This is a genomic window from Actinokineospora diospyrosa, assembly GCF_024171925.1.
Lineage (GTDB): Bacteria > Actinomycetota > Actinomycetes > Mycobacteriales > Pseudonocardiaceae > Actinokineospora > Actinokineospora diospyrosa.
In genome coordinates this window covers 22,753-42,469 of record NZ_JAMTCO010000005.1, presented here as the reverse complement: position 1 = coordinate 42,469, position 19,717 = coordinate 22,753, and the positions used below count along the sequence as shown (strand labels likewise).

The window sequence follows — 19,717 nt, the reverse complement described above, 5'->3', positions numbered from 1 at the left end:
GATGGAAACGCGCAGGTACCCGCACCCGGCTAGGGCGATCGCCTACCTGCTTGGGGCGTTCCCCCTCAGCCTGTTCACCTTCGTGGTCACGGTCACGCTCATCTGCGTGGGTGTTGGCACCGTGGTGATCTGGGTCGGGGTGGCTGTCCTGGTCGCGGCGGCGCTGTTGGCGCGGGCGTTCGGCAATGCGCACCGGGCGTGGGCGCGCGTGCTGCTCGGTGCCGACCTGCCCAAGCGGGCGGTGATGGTGTCCGGCGACGAGGGGATGCTGCGGCAGTGGCAGACGCTGATGACCGACCGGCGGACCTGGCGGGACATCGCGTACCTGATGTTGGAGTTCCCGCTGTCGATTCTGGGGTTCGCGCTGGGGATCGTGAGTGTCCCGCTGTTCCCGCTGGCCCTGTTCCTCGCGCCGCGCTACGCCTGGCTGCACTCGCAGCTGACCATCTCGATGCTCGGCCCCGACCGCACCCAGGACCTGACCGCCCGCGCCGAGCGGCTGCAAGCGTCGCGCGCTCGCGGAGTTGACGCTGCCGAGGCGGAGCGCAGGCGCATCGAGCGGGACCTGCACGACGGCGCTCAGCAGCGGCTGGTGGCGGTCGCGATGGGGCTCGGCCGGGCCAAGGTGAAGATGGACGCCGACCCGGCTTTGGCGAAAGCGCTGATCGACGAGGCGCACGCGGACGCGAAGCTGGCCGTCGCCGAGCTGCGCGACCTCGCCCGCGGCATCTACCCGGCGGTGCTGGGTGACCGCGGCTTGGACGCAGCTCTGTCATCGCTCGCGGCGAAGTGCCCGGTACCGGTAGAGGTAACTGTCCAGGTTGAACCGCGTCCGCCCGCCGCGGTGGAAAGCACGGCGTACTTCATCGTGGGCGAGTCGCTGACCAACATCGCTAAGCACGCGGGTGCGAGCAAGGTGACGGTCAAGGTGTGGCGGGCCGAGCGGGCGACGGGTGACCAGGTGGTTGTCGAGATCACCGATGACGGTGATGGTGGCGCTGTGCTGCGGCCGGGGGGTGGGCTGGCGGGCTTGGCCGACCGCGCTGCGACGATTGACGGTGTGATGACCGTGGTGAGCCCCATCGGTGGGCCGACAGTGATCAGGGCGGACCTACCGTGCGCGTGGTGATCGCCGAGGATTCGGTGTTGCTGCGGGTCGGGGTGACCCGCCTGCTGGCCGACGAGGACATCGAGACCGTCGCCGCCGTCGACGACGGGGACGGGCTGCTGCGCGCGGTCAGCGAACACCGCCCCGACCTGGCGATCGTCGACGTGCGGATGCCGCCGACGTTCACCGACGAGGGCCTGCGGGCCGCGTTGCGCGCCCGCGAGGAGGTCCCCGGGCTGCCGGTGCTGGTGCTCTCGCAGTACGTCGAGGAGCGGTACGCGGTGGAGTTGCTCGCCGGTGGCGCGGGTGGTGTCGGCTACCTGCTCAAGGAACGGGTGGCCGACGTGGCCGAGTTCGTCGACGCGGTCCACCGCGTCGCGGGCGGCGGCACCTGCATCGACCAGGAGGTGATCGCACAGCTCATGGCCAGAGGACGGCGCAACCCCATCGACCTGCTCACCCCGCGCGAACGGGAGGTACTCGGCCTGATGGCCCAGGGCCTGTCCAACGTCGCCATCGCCCGCTCGCTGACGGTCTCCGACGGCGCGGTGGAGAAGCACGTGGGCAACATCTTCTCGAAGCTGGGTCTAGAACCCAGCTCCGAGGAGCACCGCCGCGTCCGCGCGGTTCTTACCTTCCTTGACCGAGGCTGACTAGAAGGCGTGGGCGTTCTCTTGTGCCCACCTGGCGAAGGTGCGCGCCGGAGTCCCGGTTACCTCTTCGATGGTCGGGAGTGGTGTGTAGCCGGCTGGCGGTGGCGTAGTGCGCATGGTCAGGAAGAACTCGATGTCGTCAGGGCCGTAGCCCTCATCTCGCCACTGGGCGACGATCTCGTCCCGGGTCAGTTCTACGAATCGGATGTCGCGACCCAACACCTCCGCCAGAACAGCCACCCTCGCCGGTGCGGTCAGGGCTTCAGGCCCGGTGAGCCAGTACTCCTTACCTGAGTGCCCGTCCGACGTGAGGGCAGTTGCCGCTACCGACGCAATGTCGGCGTCGTGGACTAGAGCACTGGGCATCGTGGGAAAGGCATCCCGGACTTCGCCAGAAGCGCGGATCTGGTCAGCCCACTCAAGAGTGTTGGACATGAACTCGACTGGGGCGAGGTAGGTGTGCTCGAGCCCAGATGCCGCTACCGCGTTGTCCAGCTCGGTCTTCTCCAGGTCTCCCTTGAGCACTGTCACCTTGCGCACTCCGGCCCTAAGAGCGAGATCGACGATGGCGGGCGCGTTGGACAACGGGGCGTAGTCGTCGCCAAAGCTGATGAGGTGGGCAGCGGTCACGCCCGCGAACGCGGCGGCAAGGGATGCCGTGTCGGCCAGGTTGCCTTGGAACAACTCGACATCGGCAGGTAGTCCTGCCTTGGCGGGGTCACGGGTGAGAGCGCGGACGGAGTGGCCCGCGGCGAGGAGTTGGTCCACCAGCGGGCGGCCGACGTTTCCGGTGGCACCGGACACGAGGATGGTCATGGCGGCGACGCTAGGAGCGATCGCGGACACTTTCTGGCCGCGATCGCTGCGAGACTCCACGGCATGTCGGAGACCTCGGCGCGGCTGCTGTCCCTGTTGGGCCTGCTGCAGGCGCGGCTGGACTGGACCGGCCACGAGCTGGCCGACCGGCTGTCGGTGAGCCCGCGCACGGTGCGGCGCGATGTCGAGCGGCTGCGCGACCTCGGCTACCCGGTCAACGCCACGGGCGGGGTGGGCGGCGGCTACCAGCTGGGTGTCGGCGCCCGGTTGCCCCCGCTGCTGCTCGACGACGACGAAGCGGTCGCGGTGGCCGTTGGGCTGCGGACGGCGGCGGCGGTGACCGGCATCGAGGAGATCTCCGCACGGGCACTGGCCAAGCTCGACCACGTGCTGCCCGAGCGGCTGCGGCGCCAGGTGGCCACGATCGCGGCCGCGATGGTGACCACGGCGGGCCCCGGCGCCGAGGTGGACACCACGACGCTCGCCGCGATCGCCGCCGCTGTGCGCGACCACCACAGGCTGCGCTTCGACTACGGGACCGAACAGCGCGACGTGGAGCCCTACCGGCTCGTGCACAGCGGCCGCCGCTGGTACCTGCTCGCGTGGGACACCGGTCGCGGCGACTGGCGCACCTTCCGCGTCGACCGCCTCACCCCGCGGACGCCGACCGGACCGCGGTTCGCCCCGCGCGACCTGCCCGAGCAGGACGTGGGCCGCTACTTCGTGCGCTCCATGACCACCACCCGTTTCCGCTACCGGGCGCGGCTGACCATGCACGCCCCCGCGACCGAGGTGGCCGACGAGGTCCCGCCCACCATCGGCCTGGTCGAACCGGTCGACGCCGAGACCTGCACGCTGCGCCTGGGGTCCGACAGCCTCGACCAGTTGGCGGTTTGGGTGGCGGCGTTCGGGTTCGAGTTCGAGGTCCACGAGCCGCCGGAGCTGCGCTCGCACCTCAGGGAGCTGACCGCCCGCCTGGGCCGCGCGGCGGACCGGGGCTGAGGATCACCGCCGCCCGTCCCGGTTCGAGCCCACCGCCGCCATGACCGCGGCGACGGCGATGAGGAACCCCACATCCCGCCACCGATCCCCAGCGGCGGCCGCCGAGACCCACCACCCGACAACAACAACGACAACAGCCACCCCGTACAGCGGCCAAGCGAACCGTCGCATCCTCGCCACCCCACCCCAGCGGCCCGGGAGCAGGGCCGGATCGCACCGACCGTACTCCCGGGCCGCGAGGTCGGGATTCGCTCGTGGGGCGGGTCACGGCCCGCCCCACGAGCGGTTTATCAACTCACTGCGAGCGTGACGTCGTCGAGGACGAACGAGGTCTGCAGTGAGGCGTCTTCGGTGGAGACGAACTGGAGGTTGGCCGACTGACCCGCGAAGGCGCTCACGTCGACGGTGACCTGTTGGTAGTCAGCGCCCGCGTTGAGGTTCGAGTACGTCTTCAGGGTGGTCGTGCCGAGTCGAACGGTCATCTTGTCGTATTCGAGGGTCTGGGTGGTCTCGGAGGTGTTGATGTAGACCCAGAACGACAGGGTGTACGAGGAGCAGCCCGCCGGGATCGTCAGGGACTGGCCGACGTTCTCGGTGTAGGTGGTGCCCCGGCCGCCGAGCCACGCGGTGTAGGTGCCGCTGTGGGACGGGACGCCCTGGCCGCCGTGGGCGCCGATGACGCCCGTGGTGGAGGTCCAACCGGTGTTGCCGCCCTCGAAGTCGGGGTTGGTCACCAGTTGCGGAGCGCTGCCGCAGCCGCCACCGGCAGGACCGACGTTCCACTCGATGGTGACGTTGCCGGTGCCATCAGTGGCGGCAGCGAAGACGACCGAAGAGAACTGGCCCTCCTCGGTAGGCCTACCGGTGATGAGACCGCTGCCGTCGATCGAAAGGCCGCCGGGCAGGCCGCGGGCGGACCAACGGTACGGGGCAGTACCACCGCTCGCGGACAGTGCGACGTTGACGTTCTGGCCGACCTTGGGCGCTTGCGCACCCGGGTCGGTGATGGTGATGGTCGCGCCAGCGGTGATGGTCCAGTCGAAGCTGACCGAACCGGTGCCGCCGGTCGCGCCGGTAGCCGTGGCGGTCACGCGGAACTGGCCAGCCTTGCTAGGCGTACCGCGGATGACCTGGGTGTCAGAGCCACCCGCGTCGGTAGCGGTAAGACCGTCCGGCAGACCCGAGACGGACCACGTGTACGGCCCGGTGCCACCGGACGCGATCAGCTTCAGGCCTGCCTTGTCGCCGACCTTGCTCGTCTGCGGACCCGGGTCGCCAATGGTGATGTCGCCACCAGGAGCATCGGTGACGGTCCAGTTGAACTTGGTGCTGCCCGGGTTACCCGACGCCGGGGTGGCCGTGACGGTCACGCCGTAGATGTCAGCGGTGGTAGGGCTACCGGTGATGACACCGCCGGTAGAGATAGACAACCCAGCCGGGAGACCGACGGCCGACCACCGGTAGGGCGGGGTCGCGCCAGTCGCCTGGAGGGTCAGGTTGACCGGGGTGCCTACGCGGGTGTTCTGGTCACCGGGCGAGATGACCTCCGCGTCCCCAGCGGGCGGAGCGGTAATCGTCCAAGAGAAGGAGGCACTGCCTGGGGTGCCAGAAGCCGGGGTAGCGGTAACGGTCACGTTGTAGGTGCCCGCGGTGGTAGGCGTACCGGAGATGACACCGCCGGTAGAGATAGACAGCCCAGCCGGGAGGCCGGAAGCGGTCCACGTGTAAGGCGCGGTACCACCGGTGGCCGACAGGGTCAGGCTCGCCGGGGTGCCAACAGTGCCGGACTGGTTGCCGGGCTGGGTGACCGTGGTCGGCGTGCCCGCGCCTTCACCGGTGAACAGCAACCGGTTCGGCGAGCCGGTACCGGGGTTGGTCACCTTGCTCGCGGTCGCCTGGTTCGTCAGAGCGGTCGCGACCTGCGCCGGGGTGTCGTTCGGACGCCCTTGCAGGTAGCGGGCAACGGCACCGGCAACGTGCGGGGTGGCCATAGAGGTGCCACTGATCCGGTTGGTGGCGGTGTCGCTGTCCTTCCACGACGAGGTGATGTTCTGCCCCGGCGCGAAGATGTCGGTGCAGGTGCCGTAGTTGGAGAACGACGCGCGGGCGTCCGACTCCGCGGTGGCGTTAACGGTGATGGCTTCGGTAACACGCGCGGGAGAGGAATTGCACGCGTTGGTGTTGTCGTTACCGGAGGCCACCGCGTAGGTGATACCCGCGTTGACGGAGTTGCGGACCGCGGTGTCGACGGTGGCGGCCGCGCCACCGCCGAGGCTCATGTTCGCCACGGCAGGCTTAACAGCGGTGCGGGTCACCCAGTCGACGCCGCTGACGACACCGGTGTTGGAGCCCGAACCCGCGCAGTTGAGCACCTTCACCGCGACGAGCTTGACCTCCTTGGCCACGCCGTACTCGGTGCCACCGACGGTGCCCGCTACGTGGGTGCCGTGGCCGTGGCAGTCGGTGTTGTTGGTGTCAACGGTGTTCGTACCCCACGTCGCCCGGGTACCGAAGGTGCGGTGGGAGACGCGGATACCGGTGTCGATGATGTAGGCGGTGACACCCGCGCCGGTCGAGTCGTAGTTGTAGTTCTGGTTCAGCGGCAGGTTGCGCTGGTCGATGCGGTCCAGGCCCCAGGACGGCGGGTTGGGCTGGGTGCCGGTGGCGCGGACGACGGCGTCCTGCTCCACCGAGGCCACGGCCGGGTCGGCGGCCAGCTTGCGCGCCTGGGCCGCGGACATGCCCGCCGCGAAACCGCGCAGCGCGTAGCGCCACGTGGTGCGCACGCTGGCGCCGTAGCGGGACGCCACGTCGGCGGCGACCCGGTCCACAGTGGACGTCAGGGCCGCGGTGTCCTTGAAGGTGACCAGGTAGCTGCCGGGGATGGCGTCGGCCCGGTCGGCACCGAGCACAACCCCCTCGGCGGCCTCGGCACTACCCATGCCCACCACGAGCGCGGTCGCCGTCGCGGCGACCACCCCGGTGGCGAGCGCGCGTCTGCGCAGGCTCGCGCGAACTAGTTTCATCGGATGACTCCAAAAGCGATGCAGGGATCAGGGACGACGTTCGTCGAACGGCTCGGCATGCCGGTCGTGAGAAGCAACCACAATCACACCCATTCGCGCCAGAGCACGGGAATGAATTCCACTGTTCAGTCCATAGCCCACGCACTATCGCGGCGCGACGCCCGCATATCGACACTTGAATAGCGAAAACACTTGTGAATTCACAGGGGTGGGGCTGTCCCCACCCCGGCCACTGCGGCAGCCACCCGGACCAGGACACCTGCTGGCCCGGCTGTGCCGCGCGACCTGGGCCGACATGCTCGGAACCGGCAACTGGCGGCGGGTGGAAGGCACGAGGGGGCGCGGTGAGCAGGACGCGGAGGGACCCGTTCCTGGACGTGATCCGGGTGGGGGCGGTCTTACTGGTGGTCGTCCAGCACTGGCTGATGCCGGTGTTGGCCAGCAATGGGCACACTGTTGAAACCGGGAACGCCTTGACCACTCCGGGTTGGTGGTTGTTGACCTGGCTGTCACAGGTGATGCCGGTCGTGTTCTTCGCGGGCGGCGCCGCGAACCTTCACTCCTATAGGGCGAGCACGGACACGAAGGCGTGGCTCGCGAGCAGACTGCGCCGCTTGATCCTGCCGGTGTTGCCTCTTGCCGCCGTGTGGGTAGCGCTACCGTCCATGCTGTTGCGCATTGGCGTTCCGCCGCAGCCGGTGGACATCGCGGGTGGCATCAGTGCGCAACTGCTTTGGTTCCTCGTGGTCTACCTGATAGTGGTAGCGCTAACTCCGCTGATGGCCCGCGCACACGACCGGTTCGGCCTCGGCGTGCTGGTTCCGCTGGCCGCCATGGCTGTCCTGGTCGACGTGGTGCGCTTCGCCGGGCTGCCGGAGGCGGGTTTCGTCAACGCCGTCGTCATCTGGGTGGCCGTGCACCAACTGGGCCTGTGCTACGCCGATGGCCGCTTCGAACTGGGCAAGCGGGTGCACGCGGCGATGGCCGCGGCCGGGTTCGGGGCAGTCGCGCTGATGGTCGCGTGTGGACCGTACGCGCAGAGCATGATCGGGATGCCCGGCGCGCCGATGTCGAACATGAGCCCGCCCGCCGCCGTGCTGCTCCCGCTCGCGATCGGCCAACTGGGGCTGCTGCTGCTGGCCAGGCCCGCGCTCAGCAGGCTCGCGGGCCCGGCCGTCAACGCCGTGGCCGCGCGCTGCACCACGATCTACCTGTGGCACATGCCCGCGCTGGTCGTGGTCGCCGGGACCATGGTGGTCGGGATGGGCTACCGCACCCCCGACCCCGGGTCGTTCGCCTGGTTCGCGGTGGCGCCGATGTGGCTCACCTGCACCGGCCTGGTGCTCGCCGGTCTGGTCCGGGTCTTCGGTCGGTTCGAGACCGGCGGTGGCCGGGCGGTCCCACCCCGTGCCGCGGTGGCCGTGAGCTACCTGGCGGCCACCGTCGGACTCCTGGGCCTGACCGTGCGCGGCTTCGCCCCCGACGGCCCCGGCCTGTTCGAGGGACCGGTGCCGTGGGCGGTGCTGGTGCTCGCCGGGGTCGCGCTGTGCACCCACGACCGCGAGCGGGCCACCCTGGGGGCGACCCGCTCGGCGGACCTCACGCTGCCAACTGCCCAGCCCGCGGTTCTAGCGCCAGCCGCAGCACATCCCGCACATCGCTGACCAGGTGCACGGTCAACTCCTGGCGCACCGAGTCCGGCACGTCGTCGAGGTCGGGCTCGTTGCGCTGGGGCAGCAGCACCGTGGTGATGCCCGCGCGGTGGGCGGCGAGCAACTTCTGCTTGACCCCGCCGATCGGCAGGACGCGGCCGGTGAGCGACACCTCACCGGTCATCGCCACGTCCGAGCGGACCGGCTGCCCGGACAGCAGCGACGCCAGCGCGGTCGTCATCGTGATGCCCGCGCTCGGCCCGTCCTTGGGCACCGCGCCCGCCGGGACGTGCACGTGCACCCCGCGCTCCGCCAGTTCCGCGACCGGTAGCCCCAACGCCGCCCCGTGCGAGCGCAGGAACGACAGGGCGATCTGCGCGGACTCCTTCATCACGTCACCCAGTTGCCCGGTGAGCGTGACGCCGGTCCCGCCGGTCGCCTTCTCCGCTAGCGATGCCTCGACGAACAAGACATCTCCGCCCGCGCCGGTAACCGCGAGCCCGGTAGACACACCGGGCACCGAGGTCCGTTCAGCCGACTCTGGCGTGTGCTTGGGCTGCCCGAGGTATCCGCGCAGATCGGCGGCATCCACCAGCAGTGGCAGCGACGCGTCGCCCAAGGCCAGCTTGGCGGCGACCTTACGCAGCACCCGAGCGATCCCCCGCTCGAGCTGGCGCACCCCGGCCTCGCGGGTGTACTCCCCCGCGAGCAACCGCAGCGCGGGCTCGGTGACGACCACCTCGTCCACCGTCATCCCCGCGCGCTCGAGCTGCCGGGGCAGCAGGTGGTCGCGGGCGATGGTGACCTTCTCGTCCTCGGTGTAGCCGTCGAGCAGCACCAACTCCATGCGGTCGAGCAACGGTGCCGGGATGGCGTCGACGACGTTCGCGGTGGCCAGGAAGACCACATCGGACAGGTCGAGCTCGACCTCCAGGTAGTGGTCGCGGAACGTGTGGTTCTGCGCCGGGTCCAGCACCTCCAGCAGCGCCGCGGTCGGGTCGCCCCGGTAGTCCGAACCCACCTTGTCGATCTCGTCGAGCAGCACGACCGGGTTCATCGAGCCCGCCTCCTTAAGGGCGCGCACGATCCGACCGGGCAATGCGCCGACGTAAGTGCGCCGGTGACCACGGATCTCCGCCTCGTCCCGCACGCCACCTAGCGCTACGCGGACGAACTTGCGCCCCATGGCACGCGCCACCGACTCGCCCAGGGATGTCTTACCGACCCCAGGCGGGCCCGCCAGGGCGAGAACTGCGCCACTGCGACGCCCACCGACCAAGCCCAGCCCACGCTCGTCACGACGCTTGCGCACCGCCAAGTACTCGATGACGCGGTCCTTCACGTCCTCTAGCCCCGCGTGGTCGGCGTCCAGCACCGCCCGGGCGCCCGCGATGTCGTAGGCGTCGTCTGTGCGCGTGTTCCACGGCATCTCCAACACCGTGTCGAGCCAGGTGCGGATCCACCCCACTTCGGGCGACTGCTCCGAGGTTCGCTCAAGCTTGTCCACTTCAGACAGCGCTGCCTCGCGGACCTTCTCCGGCAGGGCCGCCTCGGAAACCCGTGCCCGGTAGTCCTGTTCCTCGGAGGCGGGCTTACCGTCCATTTCGGCCAGTTCCTTGCGGATGGCGGCCAACTGCTGGCGCAGCAAGAACTCCCGCTGCTGGCGCTCCATCCCCTCCTTGACGTCCTGGCGGATCGTCTCGGCGACATCGAGCTCGGCCACGTGCTCGCGACCCCACTCGAGCAGCTTCTCCAGCCGCTCGGTGACGTCGGTGGTCTCCAGCAGCCAGACCTTCTGCTCGTCGGACAGGTACGCCGCGTACCCGGCGAGGTCCGCCAGCGCGGCCGGGTCGTCGACCTGGGTCACGCTGTCGACCACCTGCCACGCGCCGCGCTGCTGCAGGATCGTGGTGACCAGGCCCTTGTACTCGCGGGCCAGTTCACGGGTCTTGTCATCGGTCGTCTCATCGGCGGTCTCCACCTGCACCCACAGCGCCGCGCCGGGGCCAGTAGTGCCCGCACCGATGCGCACCCGCCCGGTGCCGCGCACCACAGCGGCGCGCTCACCACCGGGCAGCCTGCCGACCTGCTCGACCACAGCAAGCGTGCCGACGCGGGCGTACTTGCCGTCCAACCGTGGCACCAAGACGACCCGGGCAGGCTCGCCTGCCGCCTGAGCGGCCTCTACAGCGGCGCGGGCCTCGTTGGCGTTATCGGAGCCGGTGAGCTGGATGGGGACGACCATGCCGGGCAGCAGGACCGCGTCGTCCAGCGGGAGCACCGGCAGGTTCAGGGCCTCGGACATGGATCACACTCCAGAAGTTGAGTCTGATCACGTCAACTTCCCTGAGTCGCCTTCTGTTCCCCTGGCGTGTTCGCCCAGAGCGAGCAGCCTGGCCCCGTTGTCGTGCAACACCGCCCGCAGGAACGGTTCCCCCAGGCCAGGGGCCTGCGCCCAGTCCCAGACCGCCCGCACCTGCTCCGCGTAGGCGTACGGGATGCTCGGGAAATCGGTACCGAACAGCACGCGGTCGCCGAGGTCGGCCAGCCGGACGGTCCAGTCCACGGGCAGCGGCGCCGACCCGAGGGTGAACTCGACACCGACCATCGTTGTGTCCAGGTATACCCGCGAATAGCGCCCCGCGAGGTCCAACGCCAGAGCGGTCTCCGGCATGCCCGCGTGCGCCAAGACCGCGGGCAACCGAGGGTGGCGCCGCAGTACCTCTTCGAACACCGACAGACCGGTGTACTCACCCGGCAGCGGACCGTGTCCACAGTGCACGACCACCGGCACGCCCGCCTCGGCCAACATCCCCCACGCAGCGTCTAGAAGCGCGTCTCGCGGGTCGTAGGCACCTACCTGCACGTGCGCCTTCACGCAGCGCGCGCCCGCGCGCAGAGCGGACTCCAGGTACCGGGTCACCGTCGGCTCCGGGAAGAGCGTCGCGGTGGGCACAGCCTCGGGTACCCGGGCGGCGAACTCCAGCACCCACTCGGTGAGCCACTCGGCCATGCCCGCCTTGTGCGGGTAGACCAGCGGCGCGTACCCGATCACACCGAGTGCGCGCAGCGTCGCCACGCGTTGACTCTCCGACCCCCGGTAGTGGATCGGCCACGCGAGCCCGTAGTTGCGCTCGGCGGCGTCGAAGTAGGCCCACACCTTGCGCTGGACCCGCTCCGGCAGGAAGTGCACGTGCACGTCGACCAGCCCGGGCAGCCCGAGACCGCGGACCAGTCCGGCGACCTCGGCGTCGCTGCCCGGCCCCACCTACTCGCGACCCTTGGCCCGCCGCCCGACCGCCTTGGCGATCTCCCGGTTGGCGTCGCGCTTGGCCAGGTCCTGGCGCTTGTCGTAGGCCTTCTTGCCCTTGGCCAGCGCCAGCTCGACCTTCACCTTGCCGTCGGAGAAGTACATCGACAGCGGGACCAGCGAGACCCCGGACTCCTTGATCTTGCCGATCAGCTTGGTGATCTCCGCGCGGTGCAGCAGCAGCTTGCGGGTGCGCCGCGGCTCGTGGTTGGTCCACGTGCCCTGCGTGTACTCCGGGATGAACAGGTTGCGCAGGAACACCTCACCGTCGTCGACGGTGGCGAACGCGTCGACGATGGACGCCCGGCCCTCGCGCAGGCTCTTGACCTCGGTGCCCACGAGGACCATGCCCGCCTCGTAGGTGTCGATGACCGCGTAGTCGTGCCGGGCCTTGCGGTTGGTGACGATCGCCTTGCGCCCGTGTTCCTTCGCCATGACGCGCAACTCTACGCAGCGCGCGCCCGACTACGTGCGGACGTAGAGCCGCAGCGTGATGTAGCCGGTGAAGGCCGAGATGACGATGGCGATCAGCAGCAGGATCGGCGACACGAACGCCAGGTCACCCGCCTCGACCGACTTGACCACGCCGGACTTGATCGGCTGCGCCAGCACGTCGTCGAGGAAGGCCAGTTTGGCGCCGACCAGCATCGCTATCGCCACCAGGGCGCCGACGATGCCGGTGACCACCGCCTCCAGGAGGAACGGCAACTGCGTGTACCACCGCGTCGCGCCCACCAGGCGCATGATGCCGACCTCGGTCCGCCTGGTGAACGCCGAGAGCTGCACGGTGTTGGAGATCAGCAGCAGCGCGGCGACGGCCATGACGCCCGCGATGAAGAACGTCGCGTTGCGCACCCCGTTGAGCGCGCTGAAGAACCGGTCCAGGAACTGGCTCTGGTCACCGATGGAGTCGACCCCGGCCTTGCCCTTGTAGGTCTGGATGATGACCTCGGGCCGGTCCGGGTCCTTGAGCCGCACGTTGAACGAGGACGGCAGCGCCTCCGGCCTGGCCAGCTTCACCAGCTCCGGCTGCGCCTCGAAGATCCGCTTGAACCGCTCGTAGGCCTGGTCGCGGTTCTCGAACTCCACCCGCTCGACCGCCGGGTCGGACTCCAGCTGCGAGCGCAGGCCCCGGCACGGGTCGGCCCGGCACTCCTTGTCCGAGGCGGACACGTCGTTGGTCAGGTAGATGTTGACCTCGACCTTGTCCTGGTAGAGCTCCTTGGTGTTGTCGATCATCCGCACCACCAGCAGACCACCGCCGAGCAGCAGCAGCGAGATGGCGGTCGTGATGATCATCGCGATGGTCATCGTGATGTTCCGGCGCAGACCGGTCACGACCTCGCTGAACACGAAGCTGGCACGCATCGGGGGTGGGGTTCCTCGCTGTCCGGGGTCCGGGTGGTTCTCGGGGGCCGTCAGGCCGGGTGTCGGCGCTAGCGCCCGACGCCGTAGACGCCCCTGGCGTCGTCGCGGACAACGCGACCCAGGTCGAGCTCGACCACCCTGCGTCGCATGGAGTCCACGATGGAGTGGTCGTGGGTGGCCATCAGGACCGTGGTGCCGGTGCGGTTGATCCGCTCCAGCAGCAGCATGATGTCCTGGCTGGTGTCGGGGTCGAGGTTCCCGGTCGGCTCGTCGGCCAGCAGCATCAGCGGCCGGTTGACGAACGCGCGGGCGATGGCCACCCGCTGCTGCTCACCGCCGGAGAGCTCGTGCGGCATCCGCTCGGCCTTGCCCTCCAGGCCGACCAGCTCCAGCACCTCGGGCACCACCTTCTTGATGGTGTGCCGGGGCTTGCCGATCACCTCGAGGGCGAACGCCACGTTCTCCGCGACGGTCTTGTTCGCCAGCAGCCGGAAGTCCTGGAAGACGCAGCCGATGGACTGGCGCAGCCGGGGCACCCGGCGCCGGGCCATCCTGGTCAGGTCGAAGTTCGCCACGTACACGCGCCCCTTGCTGGGGACCTCTTCGCGCAGCAGCAGCCGGAGGAAGGTCGACTTACCCGAGCCCGATGGGCCGATCAGGAAGACGAACTCACCCTTGTCGACCTGCACGGAAACGTTCTCCAGGGCAGGCCGGGTGGAGGTCTTGTAGACCTTGGAAACCTGTTCGAGCCGGATCACGGTCGGCGAGTCTACCTTCAGTTGTTATCGAGCCGTAGCCTCGGTGTCCGTTACGGAACCAGCTGGTCACCGGTGGTGCCCGGGCGGTTACACGTGGGTCTTGCGCCAGCGGATACCGGACTCGAGGAACCCATCGATGTCGCCGTCGAGCACCGCGGCCGGGTTGCCCACCTCGTGCTCGGTGCGCAGGTCCTTGACCATCTGGTACGGGTGCAGCACGTAGGTGCGCATCTGGTTGCCCCACGACCCGCTCGAGGAGTCCTTCAAGGCGTCCATCTTGGCCTGCTGCTCCTGCCTGCGCCGCTCCAGCAGCTTGGCCTGCAGCACCGCCATCGCGCTCGCCTTGTTCTGCAGCTGCGAGCGCTCGTTCTGGCAGGACACCACGATGCCGGTCGGGATGTGGGTCAGCCGGACCGCGGAGTCGGTGGTGTTGACGCCCTGTCCACCGGGACCGGACGAGCGGTACACGTCGACCCGCAGGTCCTTCTCGTCGATGTCCACGTGGTCGGTCTGCTCCACGACCGGGACGACCTCGACCGCGGCGAACGAGGTCTGCCTGCGACCCTGGTTGTCGAACGGCGAGATGCGCACCAGCCGGTGGGTGCCCTGCTCTACCGAAAGCGTGCCGTAGGCGTAAGGCGCGGCGATCTTGAAGGTCGCCGACTTGATGCCCGCCTCTTCGGCGTAAGAGGTGTCGTAGACCTCGATGGGGTAGCCGTGCCGCTCGGACCACCGCAGGTACATGCGCATGAGCATCTCGGCGAAGTCGGCGGCGTCCACGCCACCGGCCTCCGAGCGGATGGTCACCAGCGCGTCGCGGCCGTCGTACTCGCCGGACAGCAAGGTGCGCACCTCCAGAGAGGAGATGTCGGCCTTGAGCTTGTCCTGCTCGGCGGTCGCCTCGGCGGTGGCGTCCTCGTCGGCGCCCTCCTCGGCGAGCTCGTAGAGCACCGCGAGGTCGTCGAGCCGCGAGCGCAGGTCCTCGACCTTGCGCAGCTCACCCTGGCGGTGCGAGAGCTTGCTCGTCACCTTCTGCGCGGACTCCGGGTCGTCCCACAGGTCCGGTCGCGCGGCCTGTTCTTCCAGGTCCGCGATCTGCGCGCGCAACCCCGCAAGGTCCATCACCGCCTCGACGTTGGCCAGCGAGGTGGACAGTTCCTTGAGATCAGCGGCGACGTCCGGGTTCACGTCGGAAAAGACTACGCGGACGCGGACGCCACCGCTGCGGCGGTAGCCGGGTCAGGACTTGGGGATGGAGTCCAGCAGCTTGAGCACGGCCTTGGCCCTGGCCACGCCGAACTCGGCGATCGCCTTGGCGTAGGGGTCCTCGGCGGTCTTGACGGCGGTCTTGGCCGCCTCGTGCTCACCGTTGTAGACCTGCTTGGCCGAGTCGATCAGGCCGACCCGCTGCTTGGCGGTCAGCGTGCTGGCGTGCACCAGCCGCAGGATCAGCGGGCTGCGCAGGTGGTCGGGACCTGGCTCGCCACCGAGCCAGGTCTTGAACGCCTTCTTGCCAGCGGCGGTGATCACGTACTGCTGGCTGGAGCGGGGACCCTGCTTGCCGAGGCGGACAAGACCGGCATCAGCGAGCGCGGGCAGTTCGCGGTAGACCTGGCTACGCGTCACGCTGAAGAAGGAGCCGAAGCGCTCCCTTGCCGCGGACACCAGCTGGCCACCGGTCTGCGGGCCTTCGTGCAGCAGGCCGAGCAGGGCGGCGGCGGTCGCATTCAGTTCAGACACAACACCACGGTCCCACGGCAGCGCCGTGCTGTCCACAGTGGCCATGTGCGCCAGTCCACAATGGCTGATCGTTGAACAACCCGCCGGGGACATTCGACCCGGGACCGATCAGCGGACGCCGACTGTCCCCAGTTGGCCCAAAACGGGACTATCCCACGTGGACTCGGCCGCCTTGCTCCCCCGAAGGAGTGGATCTCTTCCCAGCACGCTACCCGTTCGGCCCAGTCCGAGGTGGGCGAACGGTAATCGGTCCAGGACCCGGGTTTCCCCCACCACCAACCCCCCATTGTGGTCCAGATCACCCTGATGGCAGCGCCTGCGCGACCGGAAACCGCCGGCCCGCGGCCTCGACGGGGAGTGCGTTCGCCGGGAGACTGTCACACTAAGACCCCTTTGAGGGTCCAGTGTGGACCCCGCGCCGGGCGCATCCGTTCCCCTCTAACGCCAGTGCGAATGCACGCGCATCCACACCCGCCCATTCCGCACTCCCATCGAGATGTCCACAGAGGACTAACCCCGGTCGATCCCGCACTCCCGCGGAAACCCACCCTCCCTCTACACCGAATACCCCCGCCCACCCCGCGACGCCCCCACCCCTCCACTCCCCACCGCCCACACCCGACACCCTCCTTCCCCCACCCCACCTCCCCCGCCCAACCAAGCCCTCACCGTTAACCACCCCCCCTGTGAAACTCGCTAGACACCCCCGTGTAGGGTTTGTTTTACCACCGCGGGGTGGAGCAGCTCGGTAGCTCGCTGGGCTCATAACCCAGAGGTCGCAGGTTCAAATCCTGTCCCCGCTACTAAAGAGGCGGTACTCCTTTTCTTCAGGAGTACCGCCTCTTCTTTCTTTCCCCAAAACCCGACATCCCCGGCGTTCTCATCCACCGCGCCAGCGGGAAAGGGAGACGGCCCGTTGTCGTCACCGTGATGCGACGACCAAAGGTCAAGCGAACCCCGCTGGTTCCGGCGCCCGTCGCACCGTGGGGGTCTGGGGGGTCGCCCCCCAGGTGCAACACGGAAAAGGCCCTCGTCCACGTTTTCTGTGGACAAGGGCCTCGACCTTTGTAGCGGGGACAGGATTTGAACCTGCGACCTCTGGGTTATGAGCCCAGCGAGCTACCGAGCTGCTCCACCCCGCGTTGTAATTAAGACTGTACACGGGGGTGTTCTGTGGAAGCAAATCAGGGGGTCTGCGGGTGAGTGGGGTCACCATGGGGGCGGAAAAAGGGGCAGGCCCGCCGCCGCGGGTGCGGGGGCGGGCCTGCTCGGTGGGTCGTGCGGTCAGCCGCCGGGGGCTGGGGTGGGTGATGGTGACGCGCCGGGTGAGGACGGTGGGGTGCTGGTCTGCCCCGCCTTCGCCTTGGCCGTGTCGTACTGCTTGGCCGCGGCGTCCAACTCGGCCAGTGCCTTGCCCTGCTCGGTGAAGTCACCGTCGCGCTGGGCCTGCCGCAGGTGCGCGATGGCGGTGTTCAGGGCCTGCACGGCCTGGTCCAGCTCGGTACCCCCGCCGCCGGGCGGTGGCGTGGTGGTCGTCGTGGGCGGTGGCGAGGTGGAACTGGTGGGCGGTGTCGTCGGATCGCCCGGTTTGGTCGCCGTGTCGCCGGTGCCCTTGCCGAACACCTCGTCGAGGGCCTCGTCGATGGTCGGCGCGAACCCGACCTTGTTGCCGAAGGACACCAGCACGCGGGCCAGCTGCGGGAAGGCGTTGGCGTCCTTGCGCTGGATGTAGATGGGCTCGACGAACAGCAGCCCACCGGCCACCGGCAGCGTCAGCAGGTTGCCGAACCGCGGCGCCACGCTCGGGTTGTTGAACAGCGTTCTGTTCTCCGCGACCTCGGGTGTGGTTTGGAACCGGTTCTGCACCTGGCCGGGACCCTCCACTTGGGCCGTGCCGGAGGTGGGTAGTCGCAAGACCCGGATCTGCCCGTAGTCCTCCGGATCGGACGACACCGACACCCAGGAGGCGAGGAACTGCCGGTTCAGCGAGTTGAGCGCGCTGGTGATCTGGAACGTCGCCTTGGTCTGGCCGGGCGCCTGGGCGAGCACGTAGTACGGCGGTTGCTTGGCCCCGTCGTTGGTGGCGTTGGAGGCGCCGTCCTCGGTCGGGTCGGCCGGGACGTTCCAGAAGGTCTTCTGCGAGAAGAACTCGACCGCGTCGGACACGTGGTACTTCGAGAGCAGCTCGCGCTGGACCTTGAACAGGTCCTCCGGGTAGCGGAAGTGCGAGCGCAGCTCGTCGGAGATCTCCGAGGACGGCGAGACCGTGCCGGGGAAGACCCCCTGCCACGCCTTGAGCACCGGGTCGTCGTCGGTGATCGAGTACAGCTTCACCGTGCCGTCGTAGGCGTCGACGGTGGCCTTCACCGAGTTGCGGATGTAGCTGATCGTGCGGTTGTCCTGGCGCACCACGCCGTCGAGGGAGTCGGTGGTGGCCTCGCCGAGGGAGGTCCGCTGCGCGTACGGGTAGTTCTCCAGGGTGGTGTAGCCGTCGATGATCCACAGGATCCGGCCGTTGACCACCGCGGGGTACGGGTCGCCGTCGAGGGTCAGCCACGGCGCGACCGCGCTCACCCGGTCCCGCGGGTTGCGGTTGTACATGATCTTGGCGCCCTCCTCGATCTGCGAGGAGAACAGGATGTTGCGCTCGGTGTAGTGCGCGGCGAAGACGAGCTTGTTGAACAGCCCGTCGATCGGCACGCCGCCCGCGCCGTCGTAGCCGAAGGTGCTGGTGGAGGTGTCGTACTCCAGCGGGCGACCGTTGTCCTTGCCGCCGACGATGGCGTAGTTGTCGGTGGCCAGCTCACCGAAGTAGATCCGCGGCTGGGTGACCTTGATCGGGCCGTCGTTGGTCAGGTCGCTGACCTTGAAGACCGGGTAGCCGCCCTGGTCGTTGGAGTCCTGCAGCGCCGAGTTGATGGTGTTGGCAGGCGCGGCGACGAACCCGTTGCCGTGGGTGAAGACCATGTGCCGGTTGATCCAGCCGCCCTGGGTCTCGGTGAGCCCGGAGGTCTTGATCTCGCGCGCGGCGACGATGTAGTCCTGGGTCTTGTTGTCGATGGTGTAGCGGTCGACGTCGAGCTTCTCCGGGAAGCCGTAGAAGTTCTCCCGGCCCTCGCGCTGGGTGAAGGTCGGGGCGAGGATGTTCGGGTCGAGCAGCCGCACGTTGGTGATGGTGTTGATGCTGCTCTGCTCGGAGCGGATCTTGGCGGGCGCGGTGGCCGAGGTGCCCGAGTAGTCCTCGGTCTTGACGTTCTTCTCGGTGAGCCCGTAGGCCGCCCTGGTCGCGTCGATGTTGCGCTGGATGGACAGCGATTCCTTGGTGTTCTCGTTGGGCCGCACCGAGAACTGCTGGATGACCGCGGGCCACGCCGCGCCGACCAGGATGCCGGAGAGGATCAGCAGCGCGGTGGCGATCGCGGGCAGCTGCAGGTTGCGCAGGAACGCGCCCGCGAAGAAGGCCACGGCGCAGAACGCGGCGATGAACATCAGGATGAGCTTGGCGGGCAGCACCGCGTTGAGGTCGGTGTAGTTCGCGCCGCTGAACAGGTCGTGCTTGTTGAACAGCAGCTCGTAGCGCTCGAAGAAGTAGTCGACCGCGTAGATCAGCACGAACACGCCAGCGGTGATCGACAGCTGCATCCTGGCTGGCGCGGCGAGCTGGCCGCCCTTGCCTGCGAGGCGGATCCCGCCGAACAGGTAGTGGGTGATCAGCGCGCCGAAGAAGGCGACCGCGACCGCGACGAACAGCCAGTTGATCAGCCAGGTGATGAACGGCAGGGTGAAGGCGTAGAAGCCGATGTCGATCTGGAACTGCGGGTCCTTGACGCCGAAGTCGCCGCCGTTGAGCAACAACTGCACCTGCTGCCAGTCCGACTGCGCCGCCGACCCGGAGATGAGGCCCATGATCACCGGCAGGCCGATGCCGAACAGGCGCACCCGCTGCACCACGGTGGAGCGGTAGCGGGCGAGCGGGTCGTCCGCGCTGGACACCGGCACGAACACCGGCCGGGTCCGGTAGGCGACCCACAGGCTCACCGCCAGCAGCCCGCCGACGAGGGCGCCGACGGCGAAGAACAACACGATCCTGGTCCACAGCACGGTGGTGAACACCGAGGTGAACCCGACCTCACCGAACCACAGCCAGTTCACATAGGTGCTGAGCAGCCGGGACCCGACCAACAGCAGCAGGATCAACGCGGCGGCGATGATGAGCAGGATCCGACTGCGCCGGGACAGCTTCGGCAGACCGATCGGGGGCCGAGTGGCCACTGGGCACGCTCC

The 19,717-nt window shown here is 68.8% G+C and carries 15 protein-coding genes and 2 tRNA genes; 5 read left to right on the top strand and 12 right to left on the bottom strand.

Features of this window, described 5'->3' with window-relative positions:
• The first annotated feature begins 1 nt into the window (after nucleotide 1).
• The gene (locus LV75_RS09645) at nucleotides 2-1,129 is read left to right on the top strand and encodes a sensor histidine kinase (RefSeq protein WP_372504154.1); all 1,128 of its coding nucleotides are present in this window, start codon (nucleotides 2-4) and stop codon (nucleotides 1,127-1,129) included.
• Nucleotides 1,117-1,761, top strand: coding sequence for a response regulator transcription factor (locus LV75_RS09640; RefSeq protein ID WP_204450671.1), 645 nt, complete (start codon nucleotides 1,117-1,119; stop codon nucleotides 1,759-1,761). Before LV75_RS09645 ends, LV75_RS09640 begins: the two co-directional genes overlap by 13 nt.
• Here LV75_RS09640 and LV75_RS09635 read toward each other — a convergent pair whose 3' ends face one another.
• Nucleotides 1,762-2,577 (bottom strand): NAD(P)H-binding protein, encoded by an 816-nt coding sequence (locus LV75_RS09635; RefSeq protein WP_253886471.1) that lies wholly within the window; start codon nucleotides 2,575-2,577, stop codon nucleotides 1,762-1,764. It lies immediately after the preceding gene.
• A gap of 63 nt (nucleotides 2,578-2,640) precedes the next feature.
• Here LV75_RS09635 and LV75_RS09630 point away from each other — a divergent pair, with 63 nt between their 5' ends.
• Nucleotides 2,641-3,579 carry a helix-turn-helix transcriptional regulator gene (locus tag LV75_RS09630; RefSeq protein WP_253886470.1) on the top strand — a complete coding sequence of 313 codons (939 nt, stop codon included), beginning with the start codon at nucleotides 2,641-2,643 and terminating at the stop codon, nucleotides 3,577-3,579.
• Between the two features lie 3 nt (nucleotides 3,580-3,582).
• Here the strand turns inward: LV75_RS09630 and LV75_RS09625 are convergent, their stop codons facing one another.
• On the bottom strand, nucleotides 3,583-3,750 hold the full coding sequence (locus tag LV75_RS09625) for a hypothetical protein (protein WP_253886469.1): 168 nt from the start codon (nucleotides 3,748-3,750) through the stop codon (nucleotides 3,583-3,585).
• Between the two features lie 119 nt (nucleotides 3,751-3,869).
• Nucleotides 3,870-6,605 (bottom strand): S8 family peptidase, encoded by a 2,736-nt coding sequence (locus LV75_RS09620; RefSeq protein WP_253886468.1) that lies wholly within the window; start codon nucleotides 6,603-6,605, stop codon nucleotides 3,870-3,872.
• 344 nt (nucleotides 6,606-6,949) lie between these two features.
• Here LV75_RS09620 and LV75_RS09615 point away from each other — a divergent pair, with 344 nt between their 5' ends.
• Nucleotides 6,950-8,269: an acyltransferase family protein gene (locus LV75_RS09615; protein ID WP_253886467.1), complete on the top strand. Its 1,320-nt coding sequence runs from the start codon at nucleotides 6,950-6,952 to the stop codon at nucleotides 8,267-8,269.
• Here the strand turns inward: LV75_RS09615 and lon are convergent.
• The 7 genes from lon to LV75_RS09580 all read right to left on the bottom strand — a co-directional run bounded on the left by lon (nucleotide 8,205) and on the right by LV75_RS09580 (nucleotide 15,433).
• On the bottom strand, nucleotides 8,205-10,562 hold the full coding sequence (lon, locus tag LV75_RS09610; RefSeq protein ID WP_253886466.1) for an endopeptidase La: 2,358 nt from the start codon (nucleotides 10,560-10,562) through the stop codon (nucleotides 8,205-8,207). The genes LV75_RS09615 and lon overlap by 65 nt on opposite strands.
• Nucleotides 10,563-10,589: 27 nt before the next feature.
• The gene (locus LV75_RS09605) at nucleotides 10,590-11,525 is read right to left on the bottom strand and encodes an amidohydrolase family protein (protein WP_253886465.1); all 936 of its coding nucleotides are present in this window, start codon (nucleotides 11,523-11,525) and stop codon (nucleotides 10,590-10,592) included.
• Nucleotides 11,526-12,002 (bottom strand): SsrA-binding protein SmpB, encoded by a 477-nt coding sequence (gene smpB, locus LV75_RS09600; protein WP_253886464.1) that lies wholly within the window; start codon nucleotides 12,000-12,002, stop codon nucleotides 11,526-11,528.
• Nucleotides 12,003-12,032: 30 nt separating this feature from the next.
• Complete coding sequence (gene ftsX, locus LV75_RS09595; RefSeq protein ID WP_253886463.1) at nucleotides 12,033-12,935, bottom strand: permease-like cell division protein FtsX; 903 nt, start codon at nucleotides 12,933-12,935, stop codon at nucleotides 12,033-12,035.
• 68 nt (nucleotides 12,936-13,003) lie between these two features.
• Nucleotides 13,004-13,693: a cell division ATP-binding protein FtsE gene (ftsE, locus tag LV75_RS09590; RefSeq protein WP_092783152.1), complete on the bottom strand. Its 690-nt coding sequence runs from the start codon at nucleotides 13,691-13,693 to the stop codon at nucleotides 13,004-13,006.
• 87 nt (nucleotides 13,694-13,780) lie between these two features.
• Nucleotides 13,781-14,881, bottom strand: coding sequence for a peptide chain release factor 2 (gene prfB / locus LV75_RS09585; RefSeq protein ID WP_253886462.1), 1,101 nt, complete (start codon nucleotides 14,879-14,881; stop codon nucleotides 13,781-13,783).
• 51 nt (nucleotides 14,882-14,932) lie between these two features.
• The gene (locus LV75_RS09580; protein ID WP_253840471.1) at nucleotides 14,933-15,433 is read right to left on the bottom strand and encodes a PadR family transcriptional regulator; all 501 of its coding nucleotides are present in this window, start codon (nucleotides 15,431-15,433) and stop codon (nucleotides 14,933-14,935) included.
• Nucleotides 15,434-16,162: 729 nt separating this feature from the next.
• On the opposite strand from LV75_RS09580, the gene LV75_RS09575 reads away from it, so the two are divergent.
• Nucleotides 16,163-16,236 (top strand) — tRNA-Met (locus LV75_RS09575).
• A gap of 265 nt (nucleotides 16,237-16,501) precedes the next feature.
• Here LV75_RS09575 and LV75_RS09570 read toward each other — a convergent pair.
• Together LV75_RS09570 and LV75_RS09565 are read right to left on the bottom strand one after the other, a co-directional pair.
• Nucleotides 16,502-16,575, bottom strand: a tRNA-Met gene (locus tag LV75_RS09570).
• A 142-nt stretch (nucleotides 16,576-16,717) separates the two neighbouring features.
• Nucleotides 16,718-19,705 carry a UPF0182 family protein gene (locus LV75_RS09565; RefSeq protein WP_253886461.1) on the bottom strand — a complete coding sequence of 996 codons (2,988 nt, stop codon included), beginning with the start codon at nucleotides 19,703-19,705 and terminating at the stop codon, nucleotides 16,718-16,720.
• Between the last annotated feature and the right edge of the window lie 12 nt (nucleotides 19,706-19,717).

Coding starts and splice junctions, on each gene's coding strand:
- ftsX (WP_253886463.1), bottom strand. CDS start 12,935: ATGCGTGCCAGCTTCGTGTTCAGCGAGGTCGTGACCGGTCTGCGCCGG.
- LV75_RS09630 (WP_253886470.1), top strand. CDS start 2,641: ATGTCGGAGACCTCGGCGCGGCTGCTGTCCCTGTTGGGCCTGCTGCAG.
- lon (WP_253886466.1), bottom strand. CDS start 10,562: ATGTCCGAGGCCCTGAACCTGCCGGTGCTCCCGCTGGACGACGCGGTC.
- smpB (WP_253886464.1), bottom strand. CDS start 12,002: ATGGCGAAGGAACACGGGCGCAAGGCGATCGTCACCAACCGCAAGGCC.
- LV75_RS09635 (WP_253886471.1), bottom strand. CDS start 2,577: ATGACCATCCTCGTGTCCGGTGCCACCGGAAACGTCGGCCGCCCGCTG.
- LV75_RS09620 (WP_253886468.1), bottom strand. CDS start 6,605: ATGAAACTAGTTCGCGCGAGCCTGCGCAGACGCGCGCTCGCCACCGGG.
- LV75_RS09645 (WP_372504154.1), top strand. CDS start 2: ATGGAAACGCGCAGGTACCCGCACCCGGCTAGGGCGATCGCCTACCTG.
- LV75_RS09625 (WP_253886469.1), bottom strand. CDS start 3,750: ATGCGACGGTTCGCTTGGCCGCTGTACGGGGTGGCTGTTGTCGTTGTT.